The sequence below is a fragment of the Clostridium sp. genome, from assembly GCF_050717545.1.
In the GTDB taxonomy this organism is placed as follows: Bacteria; Bacillota; Clostridia; order Clostridiales; family Clostridiaceae; genus Clostridium_AD.
In genome coordinates this window covers 76,054-97,047 of sequence record NZ_JBOITN010000032.1, presented here as the reverse complement: position 1 = coordinate 97,047, position 20,994 = coordinate 76,054, and the positions used below count along the sequence as shown (strand labels likewise).

The window sequence follows — 20,994 nt, the reverse complement described above, 5'->3', positions numbered from 1 at the left end:
ATTATTAAACTTAATAATACAAATAAAAAAAGACTATGTGAAAATACAGCGAGATGACTTTTATTAATCTAAGGTTCAAAAGCTAAGACCTGTTTCTATAATTAGAAACAGGTCTTAGCTATCAATGCTGTAAATAATTATAAACGGTAACATATGATACGGATTTTTAACAATAATAGAGGTATACTATAATTAAAGAAAATTTAAGGAGGAAACAAAATGAAAACTTTAATTAAAAACATAGAATTTTCAAAAGTAATTAATTTAAAGAACTTAATATCATATCAAGAGGGCCAAGTTGTAAGTAGAACTATTTCTCAGACGCCTACTGTAAGCATTTCATTATTCTCCCTAGATAAAGGGGAAGGTATTAGCACCCACGTAACTCCTGGAGATGCTATGGTTCAAGTATTAGATGGTGAAGCGGAGATTACTATAGATAATAATGTTTTTAATGTTAAATCAGGTGAAACAATAATAATGCCTTCTAATGTTCCTCATGGACTTGAAGCTCGCGTAAGATTCCAAATGCTTTTAACGGTGATAAAAAGCTAGGTAATTAATCTGCAATATTAGAAAACCCACACGACTTAATAGGCGTGTGGGTTTTCTAATGTTAAAAATTAATGCAAATCTATTTAGCTAAATCTTCTATAGAATTAATATCCATGTATTTAGGAACAACTAAACCTACTCTAGCTCCTTCTAGGTTTGTTCCTAAGTCTTCAACTGAATCTTTATAGTCAGATATATATTTTGCATGTGTTGCTGGTAACCAAGCTGCAACAATAGCATCCGCATCTCCACTACCTACTGCAGCCCACATTGGTCCTGCGTCTACTTGCGTAAGAGTAACTTTGTATCCCATATCTTCTAATACTAATCCAATTATGTTAGTAGAAGCAATTTCACTATCCCAAGCAACATAAGCAAGTTTAATTGCATCGCCATCTACTTTTGTTGCGCCTTCTGTCCACTTGCTTACTTTATCTGCATTGTCATCAATCCATTGTCTTGCAACTTCCTTTACAGTTCCACCATCATTAACTTTAAGCATAACAGCTTCCATGTCTGTAGGAGTCCAATTAAATTTGTCTAATATTGTATAAGCACTAGGCAGTTTTTCTTTTAAGCCTTTGTGTACAACAGTATTTATATGTTCTGCACCACCAAAAATACCTTTAGGGTCTTCTAAGTATTTTAAATCATATTTACTAAACATCCAGTGAGGAGACCAACCAGTAACTATTATTGGTTTTTTATTTTTATAGGCATCTGCTAGTGCTTGTGTCATAGCAGCACCTGAGCTAGATTGAACAGTATAATTTGTATTATAGTCTTTAACAGCTTGCTCAGCTAGTTTCATTTCACCAGCACCAGCATCTATGCCTGTAATTTTGTAATCCATTTGCTCACCAATAGATGTGTCGGCACTTTCACTTTTACTGCTACTACTACAGCCTACAAAAGTTAGAATTCCTAGACTTAGAGCTATTACACCCAGTTTTTTAAAATCAGTTTTTATCATAAATTTATTCCTCCTTAGAATATATATCTTATATATAATAATTTGCTGTGAATTTGAGCAAACTAATATATGTAATAAGTTTCTTTTATTATTTAATATGTGTATTTATTGTAAACATATTACTAAAAATTAATAGCGCATTCATTTAGTATAGCAAACTTAACTAAGAAATTCAAATTTTGGACGGTACGTACTTGCTATTAATTTTTAAATTGTATTAATCTCAAAAATTTAATAGAGGTGTTTGGAAATTAATGTAGAATTGTAGCATATGTAAACTTAAACAATTATAGGAAGTATATTCTTAGATGACCTAATAGTCTATTGCTTTCGTATCATATATTAATATAACAAAGTATAAGGTAATGAACAACAAAACATTGAAGTTAGGAAACTAAATTTCAATAATAGTATTTACAACAAGGACAGATTTTACTCTTTATTGAATTATAAAAGAAAAGTATTATATAATGAGAGAATGGATTTTAGATTCAGAAGAGGAGAAGGCTCATGAAAAATGAAATAGAAAATATGATTATTGACAAACTTATTTCAGAAATTAATGGTGACAAGTATAAGCTACACGAGAAATTACTTTCAGAAAACGAACTAGCAGATATATATAAGGTTCCTAGAATTACTGCAAGAAAAGCTTATGAAAAATTAGAAGAAATGGGATATATATATTCTATACAAGGAAAGGGGAGATACCTTAAGGAAAAGCAACAATATATTGAATTGCAATTATCAGGAGATAAAAGCTTTAGCCAAAAAATGAAAGATACAGGACGCGTACTACAAACAAAAAATATTTTATTTGAAAAAATTAAATATGATAAAAAGATATATGAGGAATTACAAGTACATAAGGAAGATGAGGTCTATAAAATTGGTAGACTGAGAATTATTGATAAAAAACCTAGTGCAATTCATATATCATATTTAGCAAAATCGGTATTCAAGAATATTGAAGAAGATGGGGAAGGTATAGGATCTATTTTTAGTTATTATGAATTAAACGGATATTTTGAGTTTACATCATATAAAAGTATTATTAGCATTTCATTTCCTACAGCGGATGAGCGAAAGATATTAGGATGTACTAGCTTAGTGCCACTATTAATTTTAGAAACAAATTGTATCGATAATAAAAGTAAGAAAGTATTGGAGTATACGAAAATTATATATAGAGGAGATACATTTAAATATGTATTATCCCCAAAAGATAAGGCAACTATTTCTTAACGAAATGGTGCCTTATTTTTTTTATTATGGTGACAATTAACATGATGTCGTTAAAGGTTATGAGGATTTAACTTACTTAACTTAACCTTAACGCTCACGAGCTTGGCAACAAGATATACTTTGAATTGTAGACGAGGGGGGAGTAGAACATGAATAGGAAGAGAAGAACTGAAATTTTAATTAAAGGATCCAATGAAATTGCAAAAAGTTTATGCTCAGAAATAGATAAAAAATATACAGTAAAAATTGTTGAAGAACCTAACTATGGACTCGTAATGGTTAAAATGCGCGAAAGTGCAAAAAAAACTTTATTCTATATGGGTGAGGTTTTAGTAACGGAAGCCAAAATATTGATTGAAGGAAAATTAGGAATAGGAATTGTTAGTGGAAATAATATTGAACTTGCTTATTGGTTAGGGGTTATTGATGCAGCATACAATGCTGATTTAGAAGAGACTAAGGGTTGGAAAAAAATTCTAACTTGTGAGGAAATTAATATAAAAGAAGAAATGAAAAAAAAGCAAGCCAATATTTTAATGACGAAAGTAAACTTTGAGAATATGAGTGATTAATTTAATTTTTGTATGTATTTTAATTTGAAAGGAGTAAATAGATGAGTTTAGATTTAGTTCATGACACTCAGGAAGCTTATAGAAAATTGCTTAAATGTATGTCAAGACCAGGAAGTATAGAAAGTTTATATTCGCTTGGTGAAAAAATAGATTTTGATATAAGTTTTTATAAAGGGACTTTAGTTAATATGTATGTTTTACTCGATGGCGAAGTTACTTTTAATATAGTGTCTAAGAATAAACAAGTGGTAACAAATTTTATAAATCAATTAACTTATGCTAAGGCTACAACGCTTGAAGAAGCAGATTTTATATTTATTTTAAATGATGCAGACGAAAATAGTTTAGGGGAAGCTTTTAAGAATGCAAAGCTGGGAACTTTAATTGATCCTCACAAGTGTGCAACTATAATTGTTGAGGCACAAAAATTATCAACTGATGAAAGGTATATATTAAAGGGGCCAGGGATTGAGGATCTATGCCATGTGGATATTATAACAAATGGATCATTTGTTATAGAAAGAAAAAATAAAAATATTGAGTACCCTCTTGGCGTGGACACTATTTTTGTTGATAGAGAAGCCAAAATCATGTGTTTGCCAAGAACAACTACAATTTTTGAATAGGGCGGTGACTTAGATGGGTTATGTTGCAGTAAAGGGTGGAACCATTGCGATAGAGGAATCTATAAAGAAATTGAAATATGAGAGATTAAAGGGTAAAAGGATCTTAGATGTTGAGGACATAAGATGTGGAATGAGAGGGCTTATAGATCAAGTCATGTCTGAGAGTAGTTTGTACTCCGAGGAGTTAGCATCCATTGCTGTAAAACAAACAGAGGGAAATTCAGAAGAAGCAGTATTTGTTCTTAGAGCATATAGATCAACCCTGCCTAGAAAACATTACACTAAAACTGTTAATACAGCTAATATGAATGTTGAGCGAAGGATATCTGCAAGTTTTAAGGACATAATTGGAGGCCAAATACTAGGTGCATCTTATGATTACACTCATAGACTTATCGATTTTGACTTATGTAATGAAACTCTAGAAGAATCGCTTAAATGGGTAAGGGAATTTGAAAACCAGTATATAGACAAAGAAGATAATACTGAACTTGGGAGACTTCCTAAGGTTGTGGATTATTTGAGAAAAGAAGGATTAATTAAAAGTTGCGAGGACGATAATCAACAGCCATCAGATATTACTAAAAAAAGCTTAGAGTTTCCTAGCCAGAGGAGTGAGAGACTACAAATACTTACGAGAGGTCAAACTGGAGCGGTAACTTCGCTAGGGTATGCAGCACTTAGGGCATATGGTGCTACCCATCCTACAGTAGGAGAGTTAAGAATTGGAAAACTTGATTTATATATTAATAATCCGCTAGATGATTCTGATGATGAACAAGAGGAGTTTTATATTGGTGATATTTGCGTAACAGAGGTAGAGTCTTTTATACCTAACATATCTGAAAAAAAATTTGGTAAAAAAGAGCTGGAGTTTGTTATAGGATACGGAATATGTTATGGACAAAATGAAACAAAAGCCATAGCTATGAGTATTCTCGATAATTGCCTTGAGGTTCCAGACAGTAGATACCCGACTAGTGATGAGGAATTTGTTTTATACAACATAGATAGTGTCGAGTCCACAGGTTTTATCTCTCATTTGAAATTGCCTCATTACGTCACCTTTCAATCTAAATTGGATAGTGTTCGTAAAACGAGAAAGGAGAAATAAAGTAATGAATATAAGTTATAATTTTGCCTACTTTGATGAGGGTTCTAAAAAAGAAATTAGGAGAGCCTCGCTTAAGGCAGTCGCAATCCCCGGGTATCAGGTGCCCTTTGCATCAAGGGAAATGCCTATTGCTAGAGGGTGGGGAACAGGTGGACTGCAGTTAACCTTATCATTAATTGGAAAAGAAGATATTTTAAAAGTTATAGATCAAGGGTCAGATGAATCTGTAAATGCTATTAATATTAAAAAGCTAATAAGCAAAACTACTGGAGTTGCGCTTACAGATGAAACAAGTTGTGCTACATTGATTCAATCAAGACATAGGATACCAGAAATACCTTTGCAGAAGGATCAAATACTAGTTCTTCAGGTTCCAGTGCCAGAACCCTTAAGAGTTGTAGAACCAAGTGAATTTGTTACTAAAAGGCTTCATTCAGAGATGGAGTACAGTGGAGCATGGCTTATGCTATTTGAGAAAATAATGAAATTTGGAAATATGGCAACTGGAGCAGACCATCCAGTTTATGTTCATGATAGGTACGTTATGGCCCCAAGCCCTATTCCAAGGTTTGATAATCCAAAGCTAAACAATTCGAAGGGCTTAATCTTATTTGGAGCTGGTAGAGAGAAAAAAGTATATGCCATTCCACCTTATACAAAGGTTGTCTCTTTAGGTTTTGAGGATTTTCCATTCGAAGTTGAAGATTTTGGTGAGAAAACTTGTAGAATATGTGGAGCAAGCAAAGTTTATTTGGATGAGATAGTCGGTGGAGCCTTGGGAGATACTTCCTATCAATGCAGTGATACTAACTACTGCATTAATAGGCTAAACAAGATGACTACACATGAGGGTGGTGAAGCATAAATGCAAGCAGGGATTAATGATTTTGAAAAACCAACAATTAAGGTTAAAAACCTCACAAAGCAGTTTGGGAATGGATGTGAATTTTGTTTAAGTAGCAGTGAAAATGTTCTAATAAAAAACTATTGCCCACATTGTGGAACTGTATATGCTTGTAAAGACATATCCTTTGAACTGCACAGCGGTGAAATCCTTGGGGTGGTAGGTGAGAGTGGAAGTGGAAAATCTACTATGCTTCAATGTTTATATTTTGATCAAGAAGTTACTGGTGGAGAGGCTTTTATAAGTGATTATAAGGACGGAAAAACAAATATATTTAAAGAATCATCTCAAAATAAAAGGTTTTTAAAAAATAATATTTTAGGTAAAGTTTATCAAAATCCAATACTTGGTTTAAAGATGGATTTTTCATCAATTGGGAATATTGCAGAGAAACTAATATCTGCTGGGTCAAGAAATGTTGGCGAAATGGAGAGGCGTGGGAAAGAATTACTAGATAGAGTTAACATCCCACTTTTTAGAATAAAGGAAGCTCCAAAGAAATTTTCGGGAGGCATGCAACAGCGTGTTCAAATAGCAAAGGCTTTATCAAATAATCCGCCTATATTATTGCTTGATGAAGTTACTACTGGTCTTGATTTATCAGTTCAGGCTAATGTCCTTGATTTAATTAAGCAGCTACAAAGAGAATTAGGCATCAGCATGATCGTTGTGTCACATGATTTAGCAGTAATAAGAATGCTGGCAGATAGAACCATTGTGATGTTGGATGGAAAAGTAATAGAGGAAGGGCTTACAGATCAAATATTAGAAGACCCTCAAAATCCATACACTCAACAGTTAGTGCATTCGTTAATATAAAGCATATAGTAGTATTGCTATTATTTAAAAGACATTAGAAGGGGGATAAGGAATTGTATTTAATAACAAACGGCCAAATTGTAACTGAAAATGGAATTTTAATTAATCATGATTTATTAATTGAGGGTGGTATTATAAAAAAAATTGCAGCCAAAGGAGAAATGAAGAAAGAAGATTCAATTGAAGTAATTGACGCTAAAGGGGGGTATATATCACCAGGGTTTGTTGATATACATTCTGATTTCATCGAAACTATGGCAGTACCAAGACCAACTACCATGTTAGATTTTAATCTTTGTTTAAGAGAAAGTGAAAAAATACTTATAAACCAAGGTATAACTACCATGTTTCATTCCCTTTCACTTTACAAACCAGATGGGTTTTCTCATAAGCCTATCAGAACCTCAGAGAATGTAAAAAAATTTGCCAACCTAATAGATAAAACTCATGAGGATAAGCATCTAATCCGTCATAGATTTCATGCAAGATTAGAAATAGATAATTTTGAGGAAATAGATAATTTAAAAGAGTATATTAAAGGAAATAAAGTGCATTTAATTTCTTTTATGGATCATACACCAGGGCAAGGTCAATATAAAAATTTAGAAGTATATAGAAATACTATAAAGGGATATAAGAGTATAAGTGATGAAGAAGTGGACGTTATTATAGAGGGTCATAAAGGCAAAGAGAAGATGACTATGGAACTTATTAAGGAGATAGCTGATTTAGCTAAGTCTAAAAACATTGCCGTAGCATCCCATGATGATGATTGCCTAGAAAAGTTAAATTTAATTAAGGGGCTTGGAGCTAGCATTAGTGAATTCCCTATAACGCTAGATATAGCAAGGAGGGCAAAAGAAATGGGAATGCTTACGCTAGCTGGTGCACCGAATATTTTACAAGGGGGTTCACATTCAGGGAACCTATCTGCAATAGATGCAATTAATAACGATACAATAGATATATTATGTAGTGATTATTACCCAGCAGCATTATTACATTCTATTTTTATTATGCATGAAAAATATAATCAAGACCTAGGGAAAATGTTTAACTTAGTAACTATTAATCCTGCTAGGGCCGTAAATATGGACAGTGAGATTGGGTCCATTAAAGAAAATAAAAGGGCTGATATTATTATAATAGAAAAAATCAGTGAGAATTATCCAGTTATAACCTCAGTGTTTGTTGATGGAAATTTAATATCAAGGACAAATTACAGAACATGATAAGTATAATAGAAGAGAAAAAAAGGTTATATAAGGAGCCATTTATAAGTTCAGACTGCAAAATAAGTAATACGAAATTAGGTGACTATACTGAGGTAGGAATCTTTAATTTCTTTGAAAATGTAAATTTAGGTGATTTTTCGTACACTGGCCAGTTTTGTTTTCTTCAAAACACAGATATAGGAAAGTTTTGTAATATAGCAACTATGGTGAGAATAGGACCGACAAATCATCCTGTGAAGAGGCCTACTCTTCATCACTTTACTTATAGACGAGAGATGTTTGGTTTTGATGATAAGGACGACGAAGAATTTTTTAGAAAAAGAGAAAGTATAATAACGTGCATTGGCCATGATACTTGGATTGGACATGGCGTTACGATTATGGCAGGAATAAAAATTGGAAACGGAGCAGTAGTTGGAGCTGGCGCAGTTGTGACAAAGGATGTTCAGGCATATTCTATTGTAGCTGGAGTACCAGCAAAAGAAATAAAAAAAAGGTTTGAGGCAGATATTATAGAAAAGCTTGAGAAAATACAATGGTGGAATTGGACGTATGAAAAAATAAAAGAAAATTTGAATGATTTTTCAATGGATATAGATTCTTTTGTAAAAAAACATTATGAAAAAGGGTGATTTAATGAATGATATGTTAAAAATAGAAAATCTATGGAAAACATTTAATATTCATAATATAGGAAAGCATATAAATGCATCACAAGATGTAAGTATAACAGTAAAAGCTGGAGAGTTTATCGGAATTACGGGACGGAGTGGTAGTGGGAAATCTACAATTCTTAAGTGTATTTATAGGACATATTTACCAGAAAAAGGAGATATATGGTATGATTCAAAAAAATTCGGATTAATTAATTTGTCAAAGGCTTCTGAGAGACATATTATATACCTTAGAAAATATGAAATAGGTTATGTATCGCAATTTTTAAATTCAATGCCAAGGACTACAGCAAGGGAAATAGTTGAGCAAGCAGTAATAGAAATGGGTTTTAGCAAAGAAATTGCATCAAGAGATGCACAAAAAATGTTAGCTCATTTTGAGCTTGGTGAAGAGCTATGGGATAGTTATCCAAATACCTTTTCTGGTGGAGAAAAACTTCGCCTAAATATAGCAAGAGCCATGGTGAAACATCCAAGATTACTACTTTTAGATGAACCGACTGCAAGTCTTGACGAAGAATCAAAGTATAGGGTAAAAGAGCTTATCCAGCAGCTAAAAGAAGAAGGTACAACAATGATAGGAATATTCCATGACATTGATTTTATGACTGGACTTTGTGATAAAAAGTACAATATGCAAGCAGGTCAATTTAATTAAGTATAAATGTGATAATTAAGTTTAGAGGAGATGAAATATGAAAGCAGATTTACATGTTCATACAGATATTTCTGATGGTTCCTATGATTTAAAAAAGACAATTAGCCTTGCAAAGGCCAGTGGTGTTACTCATTTAGCAATTACAAATCATGACACAATAAAAGGAATAGAAGAATCAATAGCAGAAGGTATAAAAGAAGGTATTACTATTATTCCAGGTGTAGAAATATCCGCTTGTGATATGGCAAGTGGTAAAAAAGTTCACATATTAGGTTATTGTTTTGATTTATTAGGATCAAATATTAAAAAGTTATGTGACCCAATATTAGAAAAAAGAAAATCAAATTCTCTATGGCAAATAGAGACTCTAATTAAAAAGGGATTTAAAATTGACCTTGAAAAGATTGAGCAATATGCAAAAAATAGTGGAGTAATTTATAAACAACACATTATGGCCGGACTCATACATGAAAATTATATTGATGAGAGGTATAAAATTATATATAAGGAAATATTTAAGGGGAAGGGGATTTGCGCGAGAGACATAGAATACGTTGATATGATAGATGCTGTGAAAGCTATTAGGGCTGATAATGGGCTGGCGGTACTTGCACATCCAGGGCAATTAGATTCATATGATTTTATAGAAGAATTAGTAGAGGCGGGACTAGATGGAATTGAAATAAATCATATAGACCACAACGACGATGATCACTTAAAAATAATGGAGTATGCTAGTAAATATGGACTGATTTTAACCGGTGGTAGTGACTTTCACGGAAAGTATGGGGAGTCAATAAATATTGGAGATGAAGAATGTCCAAGTGATTATAATTATATTTTTAAAGATAATTTTAAAATTAATGCAAAGTTAACTGAAAGTTAACGTAAGCTATGTTTGTTCATAACATTCCTACAGTAAAATAAAGATATATTAGAATAAAAATAATCAAAAGAGGTGTAGAAAATGAAAAAAAATATTTTAGCACTTATAAGTGTACTAATTTTAGGAACTGTATTAACTGGTTGTGCAAGTAAGGCGAAAACTGTAGCCTCAAATCCAGCAGCAAGCCAAACAGTAAAGGATTATGACAAAATCACAATTGTATGGTATCCAAATGAATCAGGAGAAAACTTAAAAGAAACCCGTGATGAATTAGGTAAAATCATAGAAAAAGCTACTGGTAAAAAAGTTGAACAAAAAATTACAACAGATTATTCAATTGCAATAGAATCCATAGCTAATGGTAATGCACAAATCGCATTTATGGGTGGACAGGGTTATGTGGAGGCTAATAAGAAAAATGAAAAAATACTCCCACTTGTTGTAAATGCAGGTAAGTCAGGAACTCTAGATGATGCTATATATCACAGCTGGCTTGCAGTTAAAAAAGGAAATGAATCTGGATATCAGAAAGACGGAAAATATAGTATAGACAACATACAGGGAAAGAAAATGTCATTCGTATCCAATAGTTCAACTTCAGGATTTAAAGTTCCCACAGCAAACATAATCAGTAAGTTTTCAAAAGAAGACAATTGGAAAGATATAACGACAGAAGGTTTATTAGATGGTGGAAAAGATAAATTCTTTAGCGAAGTGTTGTTTGGACAATCACATCAAGGTTCAGCAGTTAACCTTTTAACTGATAAGGCTGATGTAGCTGCATTTTGTGATGCTTCAGTAGCTAGCTACGTTGAGGTTAAAACTGGTGACGCAAATGCAGTTGGATCAGTATATGACATTAAGGCTGATGCGGTAGCTCCTTTTGATGCTTTGTCAGGAAAAGAATATGTAATTATACAATCTACACCAGTTTTAAATGGACCTTTTGCAGTAAATACAGAAGCACTTAATCAAAAGGATATAGATAAAATTACAACAGTTTTAACATCAGACGAAGTAACAAATAACTCGAAAATATTTTATACAAAAGGTAAATCTTCAGGTTTAATTGAGAAATCTGGCAAAGAACATTTTATGAAAGTTGAAGATGCTTGGTACCAACCAATTAGAGATCTTTCAAAATAATTTGTAATTAGGGGATATTTAAAAATTTTATTTACAGACTGTACTTTAAAATTATTATAAAAGAGGAGATATGTATGACTATTTTGGAAGTAAGTAGTTTGTCCAAGGAGTATAAGGGCGGAACTAAAGCGCTAACAAATGTCAACTTCTCTGTTAAAGAGGGAGAGTTTGTTTCCATAATAGGTCCATCAGGAGCTGGGAAATCAACTCTCCTTCGATGCATTAATAGAATGATTGATGCAACAGAGGGTGACATAGACTTTAACGGAGAGAATATAAAAGAATTTAAGAAAAGGGATTTAAGAAAGCTCAGAACAAAAATAGGAATGATATTTCAACATTATAATTTAGTTAATAGATTAAGCGTTATGGAAAATGTACTCCATGGTAGACTTGGATATAAATCTACATTTCATGGAGTACTTGGAATGTATAATGAAAGCGAAAAGAAGAAAGCATTTGAGCTATTAAACAAACTTGGTTTAAGTGATCAAGCTTATAAAAGATGTGATCAACTAAGTGGTGGTCAAAAGCAAAGGGTGGGTATAGCTAGAGCTTTAATTCAAGATCCTAAAATGATACTTTGTGATGAACCAATAGCATCACTTGACCCAAATGCCTCAAAGATAATAATGGATCATCTGAAAGATATAAATACACAGATGGGAATAACCTGTATATTTAATCTTCATCAGGTTGATGTAGCAGTAAGATACTCGGATAGAATTATAGGAATTAATGACGGCAAGGTCATATTTAATGGGAAACCTGAGGAATTAACTAAAGATAACATTCATCAAATATATGGATCACAAATAGGTGAATTAATTACTGATTAATTATTATTAAGTATAGCGTAAGGGAGGTTTAAATGTGGATATTGATATATTTAAAAAGAAGAAAAAAAAATTAGTTATATTTTGGGCAGGATTAGTATTAATAAGTATAGGGGCCATGGCTATTACACAATATGATCCTATTCTTGGCATAACCTCTATTCCTAAAGCTATCGTTTGGGCATGCTCAAACTTTTATCCAAATGTTGAATCATTGTCAAGATTACCAAAAATACTAATAAAGCTTAAGGAGACCGTATTTCTATCTATTGCGGCTACAACCACTGCAAGCGTACTTGCATTACTTTTCAGCTTACTAGGTTCAAGTACGACAAATGATAATAGTATAATAAGTACAATAACACGCTTAATTGCTTCTGTGTTTAGAAATGTACCAGATGTTGTATGGGCTATGGTATTATTATTTTCATTTGGAATGAATGCTATGACAGGATATCTTGCCCTGTTTTTTACCACTTTTGGAATTCTTACCAGAGCATTTATTGAAACTATAGATGAGGCAAGTCGTGAGTCGGTTGAGGCCCTTAGATCAACTGGTGCATCATATTTTCAAATAGTATCACAAGCAGTTATACCATCATGTATACCACAACTTATTAGCTGGGTATTATTTATGCTTGAGACAAATATAAGAAGTTCCACTCTAATAGGGCTACTTACTGGTACTGGCATTGGGTATACTTTTAGCATGTATTATAAAAGTATGAAATATAATACTGCAAGCCTTGTAGTCATTGCTATAGTAATTTCTGTATTAATAATTGAGTTTATTTCAAATTCTGTTAGAAGGGTGATTATATAATGGAAATATCTAATTCGATTAATAACGTTGTGTTTAGTGGTTTAGAAATTAATATTAGAAGAAAGAAAAATGGAAAAATTAAAACGAAAATGAATGGTAGTGCTCAGTATGCTGTTAGGATAACAATATTAATATTATGTATACTTACAATATATGGGTTTTACACATTTGATTATAAAGATTTAGTTTTTGCAGACGCTAGTGTAAAGCTATTAGAAAATTTAAAAACAGTATTTTTACATCCCAAACCATCACATTTTACACTGCTTGAAGGAGTAATTGAGGTAGTTATAACATTAGGACTAGCATTCTTAACAACACTCATTGGTTCAGCTATAGCCTTAATTCTTGGGTTATTCGCAGCTAAGAACCTCTCCAACGTGCATATCTCAAATGTTATAAAAGCATTTATTGCTTTTATAAGAGCCGTTCCAACAGTATTGTGGGTATTGATATTTGCTGTATCTGCAGGACTTGGTAGTGTTGCTGCAGTAATTGGGTTAAGTCTACATTCGGTGGCTTATTTAACAAAAGTCTATTCTGAAAGTTATGAGGAGATAGACAGTGGGGTTATTGAGGCACTAAAAGCAAGTGGTGCAAGTTGGTGGCAAATAGTTTTTCAGGCAGTTTTACCATCAACAAGTACTTCCCTTCTTGCTTGGACTTTTATGAGATTTGAAATTAATTTTACTAATGCTGTGGTAATGGGAGCAGCTGCAGGTGCTGGAGGTATCGGCTTTAATTTATTTATGGCTGGAAGTTTTTATTATGATTTACCGTCAATAGGAGTAATTGCCTATCTAATTCTAGCTTTTGCGTTGTTGCTTGAAGTTTTCTCAACAAAAATGAAAAACAAATACTTATCTTATTAGATGTTTATACTATATGAAAGCTGTAAAAGTTCTGCTAGATAGAACTCCTCATCAGCTTTCTTAACTTACACAATTTATTATACATAGTTAACATATCGTCCTTAAAAGAATCCTGATTAAAAATAGTAAAAGCACAATGAATATTAATAATATTCATTGTGCTTTTTTTAATTATAGATATATTTTCATAAAAAACACAATATTGTGATTTTTAGAGAATAAAGGAGCATTGAAAAGGAAAACCATAAAAATACCCATCGTAAATGGTTTCATGGAGATTGAAAATGTTTTCACGAAAAAGTATAATTAAATTACAAAAACGTTTCCGAAATAATATCGGAAAAATATGGAGGGTTTCAATATGAATTTATGGAAGATTTCTTTGGACGAATATAACAGTTGTGATAATAAAAAATATGAAACACTTTTTACATTAGCAAATGGATACAGGGGAATTAGAGGTGCACTAGAATTTTCCTCAAAAGGAAATAGAGGAAATTATATAGCGGGGATATTTGATAAATCTCAAAGCCAGGTGACGGAAATAGTAAACCTTCAAGATCCATTAGGGTTCAATATTTATATTGAAGATGAAAAAGTTGATATTGATGAATGTGTTTTAGATAGCTTCAAAAGAGAATTGGATATGCATAGTGGAATTTTACAAACAATGTTCATTGCAACTACTAAAAAGGGTAAAAGTATAGAGATTAAATGTGAAAGATTTGTAAGTAGAAAAAATATTAATAGATGGGCAGCAAAATATGAAATAACACCATTAAATTTTAATGGAAAAGTATTTATAGAAAACTATATAGATGGTTCAGTAACCAATGGGACTTGGGATGTAATGAATAAAAACAAGCATTTTAAAGTAGTGAATATGTGTGAAAGTAATCCGGGTATAGCACTAACTATTGAAACAAATGAAAATAATACAAAGGTTTTAGAACTCACAACTTTAATGGGTGAAAATGAAAAGGATAGTATATTTAAAAAGAGAAAGTATAGCGAGTTTGGAGAAGAAGTAAGTGAAGCTTACGAAACGTTTATGACACAAGGTAAAACCAATATTATAGTAAAATATGGCGTAAGTCTAAGTGATAGAAATATGAAATGTGATTTATTTGTGGCTGCTACAAGTGAATTGAAGGATTTTATGAAAGATGGGTATGAGGTTGAATTTCAAAAGCATAGGAAAATTTGGAATGAAATATGGGATGACATAGATATAAAAATAGAGGGCGATGAAAAAGCTCAAATAGGTATCAGATTTAATTTATTTCAATTATCATCTGCGGCTTACGAAGGAGATACTACTGTAAGTATAGCAGCCAAGGCACTGCATGGTGAAGGTTATAAGGGACATATTTTCTGGGATACTGAAGTGTTCATGCTTCCTTTCTTTATATATACGAGGCCGGAGGTTGCAAAAGCATTACTAATGTATAGATATAATACCTTGCAAGGTGCAAGGGAAAATGCGAAAGTAACAGGGTATAAAGGCGCTAGATTCCCCTGGGAAGCAGCTGATAATGGACTGGAAGTTACTCCTAAATGGGGTGTAGACTACGACGGAAACTCAGTTAGAATTTGGACTGGAGATGAGGAGTATCACATAAATTCGGACATTGCTTTTGGAATAGTTGAATATTATAGAGCAACAAACGATAAGGAATTCCTTATGAATTATGGTATTGAGATTTTGCTTGATACAGCAAAATTTTGGGAAAGCAGAGTTGAGTACAATAAAGCTGGAGATAGATATGAAATAAGTTCGGTGATAGGTCCTGACGAGTTTCACGAGCATATTGATAATAATGTATTTACCAACTATTTAGCTAAATGGAATATAGAAAAAGCATTATTTTTTAAAGATTGGTTAAAGGAAGAAAACAATGTTGTGTATAAGGTACTTTGTTCAAAGCTGGGACTGAATGAAGAAGATTTTAAATCGCTTAAAATTATGGCTGAAAAGATGTATATTCCTAGGAGTGAAGATGGAATGATAATTGAGCAGTTTGAAGGTTACTTTGGTTTAGCAGATGTAGAAATTACAGAGTATGATGAAAATGAAATGCCGGTGTGGCCAGATTTAAAGGGTAACAAATTAGGTGAAACACAGCTTGTAAAACAAGCGGATGTGGTTCAATTAATGATAATGCTTCCTGAAGAATTTTCAGATGAGGTTAAAAAATCAAACTATGATTATTATGAAAAAAGAACAATGCACAAGTCTTCATTAAGTCCCTCTATGTATTCAATATTAGGACTTGCTGTTGGAGATAGGCATAATGCATATAAATATTTTATGAAGACAATATTTACAGATTTGGAAGATAATCAAGGAAATACAGATTTTGGACTACACGCAGCTTCAACAGGAGGCTCATGGCAAAGTGCTATTTTTGGATTTGTAGGACTGACAGTTAATAAGGATGGCATTTTAAATATAAATCCATGGTTGCCTAAGCAATGGGAAGGGTTATCCTTTAATATAAATTGGAAAGGTTCAAGAGTAGCTATTTCAATATATAAAGACAAAATTAAAGTTAGTTCAACAGGGAAAGTAATAATAAATATATACTCAAAAAAATATTCAATAAGTGAAGAAAATGATTTAGTAGTTGCAAGATAATAAAAAAGTTGGAGAATAGTACTTATAGAATAAATTTAGCAAGATGAAAGGAAGACATAATGGAGAGAAAAAATATTACTATAAAAGATGTAGCAAAAAAAGCAGGTGTATCTATAAGTACAGTATCCAGAGCATTTAATAATTATGCGGACATAAGCGAAGCTACTAGAGAAAACATTTTACAAATTGCAGATAATTTAGGATATAGTCCCAATATAGTTGCTAGAAGTTTAAGCGGTGCAAAAAATTATAGATTAGGACTATTGGTAGAAGATTATAATGAAAGCGATTATGTAATTTATCGAATGTTCATGGCATTTAAGTCGGTGGTTTCAGATTACGGATATGAAACCATAATATTATCTACAACTTCTGATATGCAAAAAGGCAATAAACTGGAAAAATTATTTAAAGAAAAACAGTTAGATGGTGCGCTAATACTCGGACTTAAAATGACAGATGATTATTTTAGGCAACTGGAAAGTATGTCTTACCCTTGTGTATTACACGACGTATTCATAAAAAACCATAGAGTGGGATGCGTTGGTGTTGATAATATAAAAGGTTCAATCCTTGCTGTAGAATATCTTTTGGAGCAAGGTCACACAAAAATTGGTTTTATTAATGGACATAAAGAGGCACTAGTTAGTTATGAAAGATTAGACGGTTATTACTTGGCATTAAGTAGAAGAGGTATCAAGATTGAAGATGATCTTATAATTAGTGGAGGGTTCTCCTATGAAGGCGGGAAAAGTGCTGCGGAACACCTTATTGAAAACCATGGAGATATAACAGCAATATATTGTGCTAGTGACTTAATGGCACTAGGAGCAATAGAGGGCTTGAAAAATATGGGATATGATATACCTAAGGATATATCTATAGTAGGGTTTGATGATATTAACTTATGCAATTTTGTTACACCAAAACTTACAACAATTAAGCAAGATATGGACAAAATAGGCAAAGCTGCAGCTAATTTAATTTTAAGTATAATATCAGAACAGTATTTAGGCCGTATTGTTATAGAACCTGAGTTAATTGAAAGAGAATCAACAATAAAAATATAATTAAATTACAATAATTAAGGGGGTAATTTTAATGAAAAGAAATCGTATAATTGCATTGGTGTGTACAGTAGCATTAACAACTACATTATTTGTAGGTTGTGGTAGTAAGAATACTGCTAAGGTGGATGGTAAAACTGAAACGGAAGCTTCAGCAAAACCAGTTACTATAACGGTTGAGGTGTGGGGTTCTTCAGACACAGAAACAAAGCTTATTGATGATCAAATAGCTTCATTTAATGAACAAAATAAGAGTAAGAAGATTACACTTAAAAAAGAAGTTGCTACAGGGGATTATAACCAAGTTATGCAGACTAAAATAGCAGCTAAGACAGAACCAGATTTATTCTTCTTGGATGTATCACTAGTACCATCTTATGTTGAAAAAGGTGCAGTTGCACCAATAGACGAGTACTTGAATAAAGAAGATTTAAAAGATTTTTATCCAAACCTATTAGAAGGATATCAAGTGGATGGTAAAACATATGGTCTACCAAAAGATTTTAATTCATTAGCACTTTTCTATAATAAGAAGATGTTTTCTGATGCTGGAGTTAAACCTCCAACTACGTGGGCAGAATTAGAAGAGGTTTCTAAAAAGTTAACACAGGGAAAAGTGAAAGCACTATCATTACCAGATGACTCAGCAAGATTTTCATCATTTATGTTTCAAGCGGGTGGAAAGGTTGTTGATGGAGAAAAAATGGTATTTAATTCACCAGAAGCTATAAAAGGATTTGAATTTTACTATTCGTTTATAAAAAATGGATATGCAGCATCACCTGCTGATTTAGGTGATGGATGGGCTGGGGAGTCATTAGCTAAGGGAAATGCGGCTATGGTAATAGAGGGCGGATGGTTAATACCCTTCATGAAGGATACAGCACCAGAACTTGAATATGGAATTGCAGAACTTCCAAAAGGTGAAAAACAAGGTAATATGATATTTACAGTTGCATACGCAATGAGCACAAATACAAAACACCCAAAAGAAGCAGCTGAGGCTATTAAGTTCTTAACAGGTAAAGAATCACAGCAAATGGTAGCAGATTCTGGTCTAGCAATACCAACTAGAAGTTCAATGGGAACTGTTTATGCAGAAAAATTTCCTGAAAGAAAAGCATTAGTAGAGGGTACAGCATATGCAACTCCATATTCTTATGGTAAGAATTTTTCTAAAATTAATAGTGAACTTCAAAAGGCAGGAGAAAGATTACGACTTGGGAAAAACCCAGATGGTAAATCTGCATTAGAGGAAGCAATAAAAGCAGTGAAATAATACTAGGATAGGAGGCATGATTTCATGCTTCCTATTTTAAAAGGAGGGAAAATATGATGCCTGTAAAAACACCCACCGAAAATAAGGATGCAAAAGAAAAGAAAATTCCAAAGAAATTTATAACCAAGAGGAATAGGGAAAAATTAGATGGATGGTTATTTGTAGCACCTTTTGCTATTTCTGCATTAATATTCTTTATAGGACCATTAATAGCGGCGTTTATATTAAGTTTTAAGGAGTATGGACTATTAGATCAAACATCTTTTTTAGGTGCAAAAAGTGTTGGCTTTGATAATTATATAAGAGTATTCCACGATGAGGTATTTGCAAGAGCACTAACAAATACTTTTACTTACTCTTTATGTGTTGTACCACTACAGTTAGTTATAGCCTTATTACTTGCAATGGTAGTGGATTCTAAGATTAAGGCAAAGGCTTTTTTTAGAGCAGCTTATTATATACCAACTCTAACGTCAGCTGTTGCGGTGTCACTTATATTTCTATTTATATTTAAGGTTGATGGAGTTCTTAACAATTTTCTTGATATATTTGGGATAGCTCCAAAAAATTGGTTTACGGAGCCTAAATTTGCATTGGCAGCTATAGTACTTATGGCAGTATGGTCATCAGTTGGGATGTATATGATAATATTTTTATCAGGACTTCAAGAAATTCCACAACAACTATATGAAGCGGCAGAAATAGATGGAGCTAGTAAGCTTAAAAGGTTCTTTAAAATAACAGTACCACTAATTAAACCAACTATTTTCTTTAACTTAGTAGTATCTGTTATAGGAACACTTCAGATGTTTGACCAAGCTTACATAATTTCTAAGGGTGTTGGTGGACCCTTAAACAGTACTATGACTATGGTTTTATATTTATATAATAAAGCATTTAAAGAAGGCGAAATGGGTTATGCATCAGCTATAGCATTTGTCATTTTTGCAATATTATTTACATTGACAATAATACAAAAAAGATTATTTAAAGAAGAAGCAAATTAGGGAGGTAGAGCTATGGAAAAATTAAAAAAAATATCACCACTTAGAATATTGTTTTATTTAATACTAATATTATATGCTGCAATAACTATTGGGCCATTCCTATGGAGTTTTATAGTTTCACTTAAGCCCTCTTCAGAGGTTGGTAAATCTACTATTGATTTTAGTACATTATCCTTTAAAAACTATAAATATATATTAAACAATTTTCCTTTTGCAAGATGGATGTTTAATAGTATTGTAGTTGGATTAATTTGTACCATTGGAAATCTAATATTTAATTCAATGGCTGGATATGCTCTAGCAAGAATTAATTTTCCAGGAAAGAAAGCTTTGTTTTTAGGTATTCTTGGAATGATGATGATACCTGGGCAAGTAATTATGGTACCTATGTACATGCTTTTAAGTAAGCTTGGATGGATTAATACCTACAAAGGCCTTACAATACCATTCTTAACTAGTATGTTTGGTATATTTTTAATGAGACAATTTTTTCTTAGTATACCTAAGTCATTAGAGGAGGCGGCTGCTATAGATGGACTAGGAAGATTTGGAACCTTTTTTAGAATAATATTGCCTACGTCAACCACTGCATTAACCACACAATTTATACTGATGTTTACAGGTAGCTGGAATGCTTTCTTGTGGCCAAGTTTATTAACAGCATCAGAATCAATGTACACATTGCCAGTTGGGCTAAACTCCTTCTATGGTCAACATTATTCATTGTGGGATCAGGTTTTAGCCGGAGCAATGTTACTATCAATACCTATGATACTAGTATTTTTAATATTTCAAAAGAATTTTATTAAAGGTATCGCTACCACAGGTAGTAAAGAATAAAAAATACTACATATTTCAAATATAATAATTGATGTAGGCTAAGTAGTATGAATAAAATAAAAGCATGCTTATTCGAGGATGTATTATTTAATGCAGATAAGATTTTTGTAGGATTAAGTAATGCTCATATGGATATAATTGAATTTTAACGACATTTAAGAAGGAAAAACAAAAATCCCCTCAGAACTTTATCTGAGGGGATTTTTAATACTTGTTATTCTGTTA

General features: G+C 32.3%; 21 protein-coding genes. 20 read left to right on the top strand and 1 reads right to left on the bottom strand.

The features are described 5' to 3' along the window. The first annotated feature begins 219 nt into the window (after positions 1–219). The gene (locus tag ACREVX_RS09820) at positions 220–555 is read left to right on the top strand and encodes a cupin domain-containing protein (RefSeq protein ID WP_431544014.1); all 336 of its coding nucleotides are present in this window, start codon (positions 220–222) and stop codon (positions 553–555) included. Positions 556–634: 79 nt separating this feature from the next. Here ACREVX_RS09820 and ACREVX_RS09815 read toward each other — a convergent pair whose 3' ends face one another. After that, positions 635–1,528, bottom strand: coding sequence for a glycine betaine ABC transporter substrate-binding protein (locus tag ACREVX_RS09815; protein WP_431544013.1), 894 nt, complete (start codon positions 1,526–1,528; stop codon positions 635–637). Positions 1,529–2,038: 510 nt separating this feature from the next. On the opposite strand from ACREVX_RS09815, the gene ACREVX_RS09810 reads away from it, so the two are divergent. The 19 genes from ACREVX_RS09810 (at position 2,039) to ACREVX_RS09720 (ending at position 20,769) form a co-directional block, all read left to right on the top strand. Then, entirely contained in the window at positions 2,039–2,773 is a 735-nt protein-coding gene (locus ACREVX_RS09810; RefSeq protein ID WP_431544012.1) for a GntR family transcriptional regulator, read from the top strand. Positions 2,774–2,922: 149 nt separating this feature from the next. After that, positions 2,923–3,345 carry a phosphonate C-P lyase system protein PhnG gene (gene phnG / locus ACREVX_RS09805; RefSeq protein WP_431544011.1) on the top strand — a complete coding sequence of 141 codons (423 nt, stop codon included), beginning with the start codon at positions 2,923–2,925 and terminating at the stop codon, positions 3,343–3,345. A gap of 41 nt (positions 3,346–3,386) precedes the next feature. Further along, positions 3,387–3,971, top strand: a complete 585-nt coding sequence (gene phnH / locus ACREVX_RS09800; RefSeq protein ID WP_431544010.1) for a phosphonate C-P lyase system protein PhnH — start codon at positions 3,387–3,389, stop codon at positions 3,969–3,971. A 13-nt stretch (positions 3,972–3,984) separates the two neighbouring features. Further along, positions 3,985–5,085, top strand: coding sequence for a carbon-phosphorus lyase complex subunit PhnI (locus tag ACREVX_RS09795; RefSeq protein WP_431544009.1), 1,101 nt, complete (start codon positions 3,985–3,987; stop codon positions 5,083–5,085). Between the two features lie 4 nt (positions 5,086–5,089). Next, positions 5,090–5,950 carry an alpha-D-ribose 1-methylphosphonate 5-phosphate C-P-lyase PhnJ gene (locus ACREVX_RS09790; RefSeq protein WP_431544008.1) on the top strand — a complete coding sequence of 287 codons (861 nt, stop codon included), beginning with the start codon at positions 5,090–5,092 and terminating at the stop codon, positions 5,948–5,950. Further along, positions 5,951–6,808 carry an ATP-binding cassette domain-containing protein gene (locus ACREVX_RS09785; protein ID WP_431544007.1) on the top strand — a complete coding sequence of 286 codons (858 nt, stop codon included), beginning with the start codon at positions 5,951–5,953 and terminating at the stop codon, positions 6,806–6,808. A gap of 53 nt (positions 6,809–6,861) precedes the next feature. Next, entirely contained in the window at positions 6,862–8,040 is a 1,179-nt protein-coding gene (gene phnM / locus ACREVX_RS09780) for a phosphonate metabolism protein PhnM (RefSeq protein ID WP_431544006.1), read from the top strand. Next, the gene (locus ACREVX_RS09775) at positions 8,037–8,675 is read left to right on the top strand and encodes a DapH/DapD/GlmU-related protein (protein ID WP_431544005.1); all 639 of its coding nucleotides are present in this window, start codon (positions 8,037–8,039) and stop codon (positions 8,673–8,675) included. Before phnM ends, ACREVX_RS09775 begins: the two co-directional genes overlap by 4 nt. Then, positions 8,662–9,375 carry a phosphonate C-P lyase system protein PhnL gene (gene phnL, locus ACREVX_RS09770; protein ID WP_431544004.1) on the top strand — a complete coding sequence of 238 codons (714 nt, stop codon included), beginning with the start codon at positions 8,662–8,664 and terminating at the stop codon, positions 9,373–9,375. The genes ACREVX_RS09775 and phnL overlap by 14 nt, the downstream gene beginning before the upstream one ends. 37 nt (positions 9,376–9,412) lie before the next feature. Then, complete coding sequence (locus ACREVX_RS09765) at positions 9,413–10,261, top strand: PHP domain-containing protein (RefSeq protein ID WP_431544003.1); 849 nt, start codon at positions 9,413–9,415, stop codon at positions 10,259–10,261. Positions 10,262–10,342: 81 nt separating this feature from the next. After that, positions 10,343–11,407 (top strand): PhnD/SsuA/transferrin family substrate-binding protein, encoded by a 1,065-nt coding sequence (locus tag ACREVX_RS09760; RefSeq protein ID WP_431544002.1) that lies wholly within the window; start codon positions 10,343–10,345, stop codon positions 11,405–11,407. Between the two features lie 74 nt (positions 11,408–11,481). After that, complete coding sequence (phnC, locus tag ACREVX_RS09755) at positions 11,482–12,246, top strand: phosphonate ABC transporter ATP-binding protein (protein WP_431544001.1); 765 nt, start codon at positions 11,482–11,484, stop codon at positions 12,244–12,246. A 34-nt stretch (positions 12,247–12,280) separates the two neighbouring features. Continuing rightward, on the top strand, positions 12,281–13,066 hold the full coding sequence (gene phnE, locus ACREVX_RS09750; protein WP_431544000.1) for a phosphonate ABC transporter, permease protein PhnE: 786 nt from the start codon (positions 12,281–12,283) through the stop codon (positions 13,064–13,066). Next, positions 13,066–13,938 carry a PhnE/PtxC family ABC transporter permease gene (locus ACREVX_RS09745; protein ID WP_431543999.1) on the top strand — a complete coding sequence of 291 codons (873 nt, stop codon included), beginning with the start codon at positions 13,066–13,068 and terminating at the stop codon, positions 13,936–13,938. The genes phnE and ACREVX_RS09745 overlap by 1 nt, the downstream gene beginning before the upstream one ends. 361 nt (positions 13,939–14,299) lie before the next feature. Then, positions 14,300–16,576, top strand: a complete 2,277-nt coding sequence (locus ACREVX_RS09740; RefSeq protein ID WP_431543998.1) for a glycoside hydrolase family 65 protein — start codon at positions 14,300–14,302, stop codon at positions 16,574–16,576. Positions 16,577–16,635: 59 nt separating this feature from the next. Continuing rightward, the gene (locus tag ACREVX_RS09735) at positions 16,636–17,646 is read left to right on the top strand and encodes a LacI family DNA-binding transcriptional regulator (RefSeq protein WP_431543997.1); all 1,011 of its coding nucleotides are present in this window, start codon (positions 16,636–16,638) and stop codon (positions 17,644–17,646) included. A 31-nt stretch (positions 17,647–17,677) separates the two neighbouring features. Further along, positions 17,678–18,922: an ABC transporter substrate-binding protein gene (locus ACREVX_RS09730; protein WP_431543996.1), complete on the top strand. Its 1,245-nt coding sequence runs from the start codon at positions 17,678–17,680 to the stop codon at positions 18,920–18,922. Between the two features lie 53 nt (positions 18,923–18,975). Next, positions 18,976–19,929 carry a carbohydrate ABC transporter permease gene (locus ACREVX_RS09725; protein ID WP_431543995.1) on the top strand — a complete coding sequence of 318 codons (954 nt, stop codon included), beginning with the start codon at positions 18,976–18,978 and terminating at the stop codon, positions 19,927–19,929. A 12-nt stretch (positions 19,930–19,941) separates the two neighbouring features. Next, entirely contained in the window at positions 19,942–20,769 is an 828-nt protein-coding gene (locus ACREVX_RS09720) for a carbohydrate ABC transporter permease (protein WP_431543993.1), read from the top strand. Positions 20,770–20,994 lie beyond the last annotated feature (225 nt).

Bases quoted from the DNA above. Each gene is read 5' to 3' on its own strand.
- ACREVX_RS09820 (WP_431544014.1), top strand. From the start codon at position 220: ATGAAAACTTTAATTAAAAACATAGAATTTTCAAAAGTAATTAATTTA.
- ACREVX_RS09815 (WP_431544013.1), bottom strand. From the start codon at position 1,528: ATGATAAAAACTGATTTTAAAAAACTGGGTGTAATAGCTCTAAGTCTA.
- ACREVX_RS09810 (WP_431544012.1), top strand. From the start codon at position 2,039: ATGAAAAATGAAATAGAAAATATGATTATTGACAAACTTATTTCAGAA.
- phnG (WP_431544011.1), top strand. From the start codon at position 2,923: ATGAATAGGAAGAGAAGAACTGAAATTTTAATTAAAGGATCCAATGAA.
- phnH (WP_431544010.1), top strand. From the start codon at position 3,387: ATGAGTTTAGATTTAGTTCATGACACTCAGGAAGCTTATAGAAAATTG.
- ACREVX_RS09795 (WP_431544009.1), top strand. From the start codon at position 3,985: ATGGGTTATGTTGCAGTAAAGGGTGGAACCATTGCGATAGAGGAATCT.
- ACREVX_RS09790 (WP_431544008.1), top strand. From the start codon at position 5,090: ATGAATATAAGTTATAATTTTGCCTACTTTGATGAGGGTTCTAAAAAA.
- ACREVX_RS09785 (WP_431544007.1), top strand. From the start codon at position 5,951: ATGCAAGCAGGGATTAATGATTTTGAAAAACCAACAATTAAGGTTAAA.
- ACREVX_RS09775 (WP_431544005.1), top strand. From the start codon at position 8,037: ATGATAAGTATAATAGAAGAGAAAAAAAGGTTATATAAGGAGCCATTT.
- phnL (WP_431544004.1), top strand. From the start codon at position 8,662: ATGAAAAAGGGTGATTTAATGAATGATATGTTAAAAATAGAAAATCTA.
- ACREVX_RS09765 (WP_431544003.1), top strand. From the start codon at position 9,413: ATGAAAGCAGATTTACATGTTCATACAGATATTTCTGATGGTTCCTAT.
- ACREVX_RS09760 (WP_431544002.1), top strand. From the start codon at position 10,343: ATGAAAAAAAATATTTTAGCACTTATAAGTGTACTAATTTTAGGAACT.
- phnC (WP_431544001.1), top strand. From the start codon at position 11,482: ATGACTATTTTGGAAGTAAGTAGTTTGTCCAAGGAGTATAAGGGCGGA.
- ACREVX_RS09745 (WP_431543999.1), top strand. From the start codon at position 13,066: ATGGAAATATCTAATTCGATTAATAACGTTGTGTTTAGTGGTTTAGAA.
- ACREVX_RS09740 (WP_431543998.1), top strand. From the start codon at position 14,300: ATGAATTTATGGAAGATTTCTTTGGACGAATATAACAGTTGTGATAAT.
- ACREVX_RS09735 (WP_431543997.1), top strand. From the start codon at position 16,636: ATGGAGAGAAAAAATATTACTATAAAAGATGTAGCAAAAAAAGCAGGT.
- ACREVX_RS09730 (WP_431543996.1), top strand. From the start codon at position 17,678: ATGAAAAGAAATCGTATAATTGCATTGGTGTGTACAGTAGCATTAACA.
- ACREVX_RS09725 (WP_431543995.1), top strand. From the start codon at position 18,976: ATGATGCCTGTAAAAACACCCACCGAAAATAAGGATGCAAAAGAAAAG.
- ACREVX_RS09720 (WP_431543993.1), top strand. From the start codon at position 19,942: ATGGAAAAATTAAAAAAAATATCACCACTTAGAATATTGTTTTATTTA.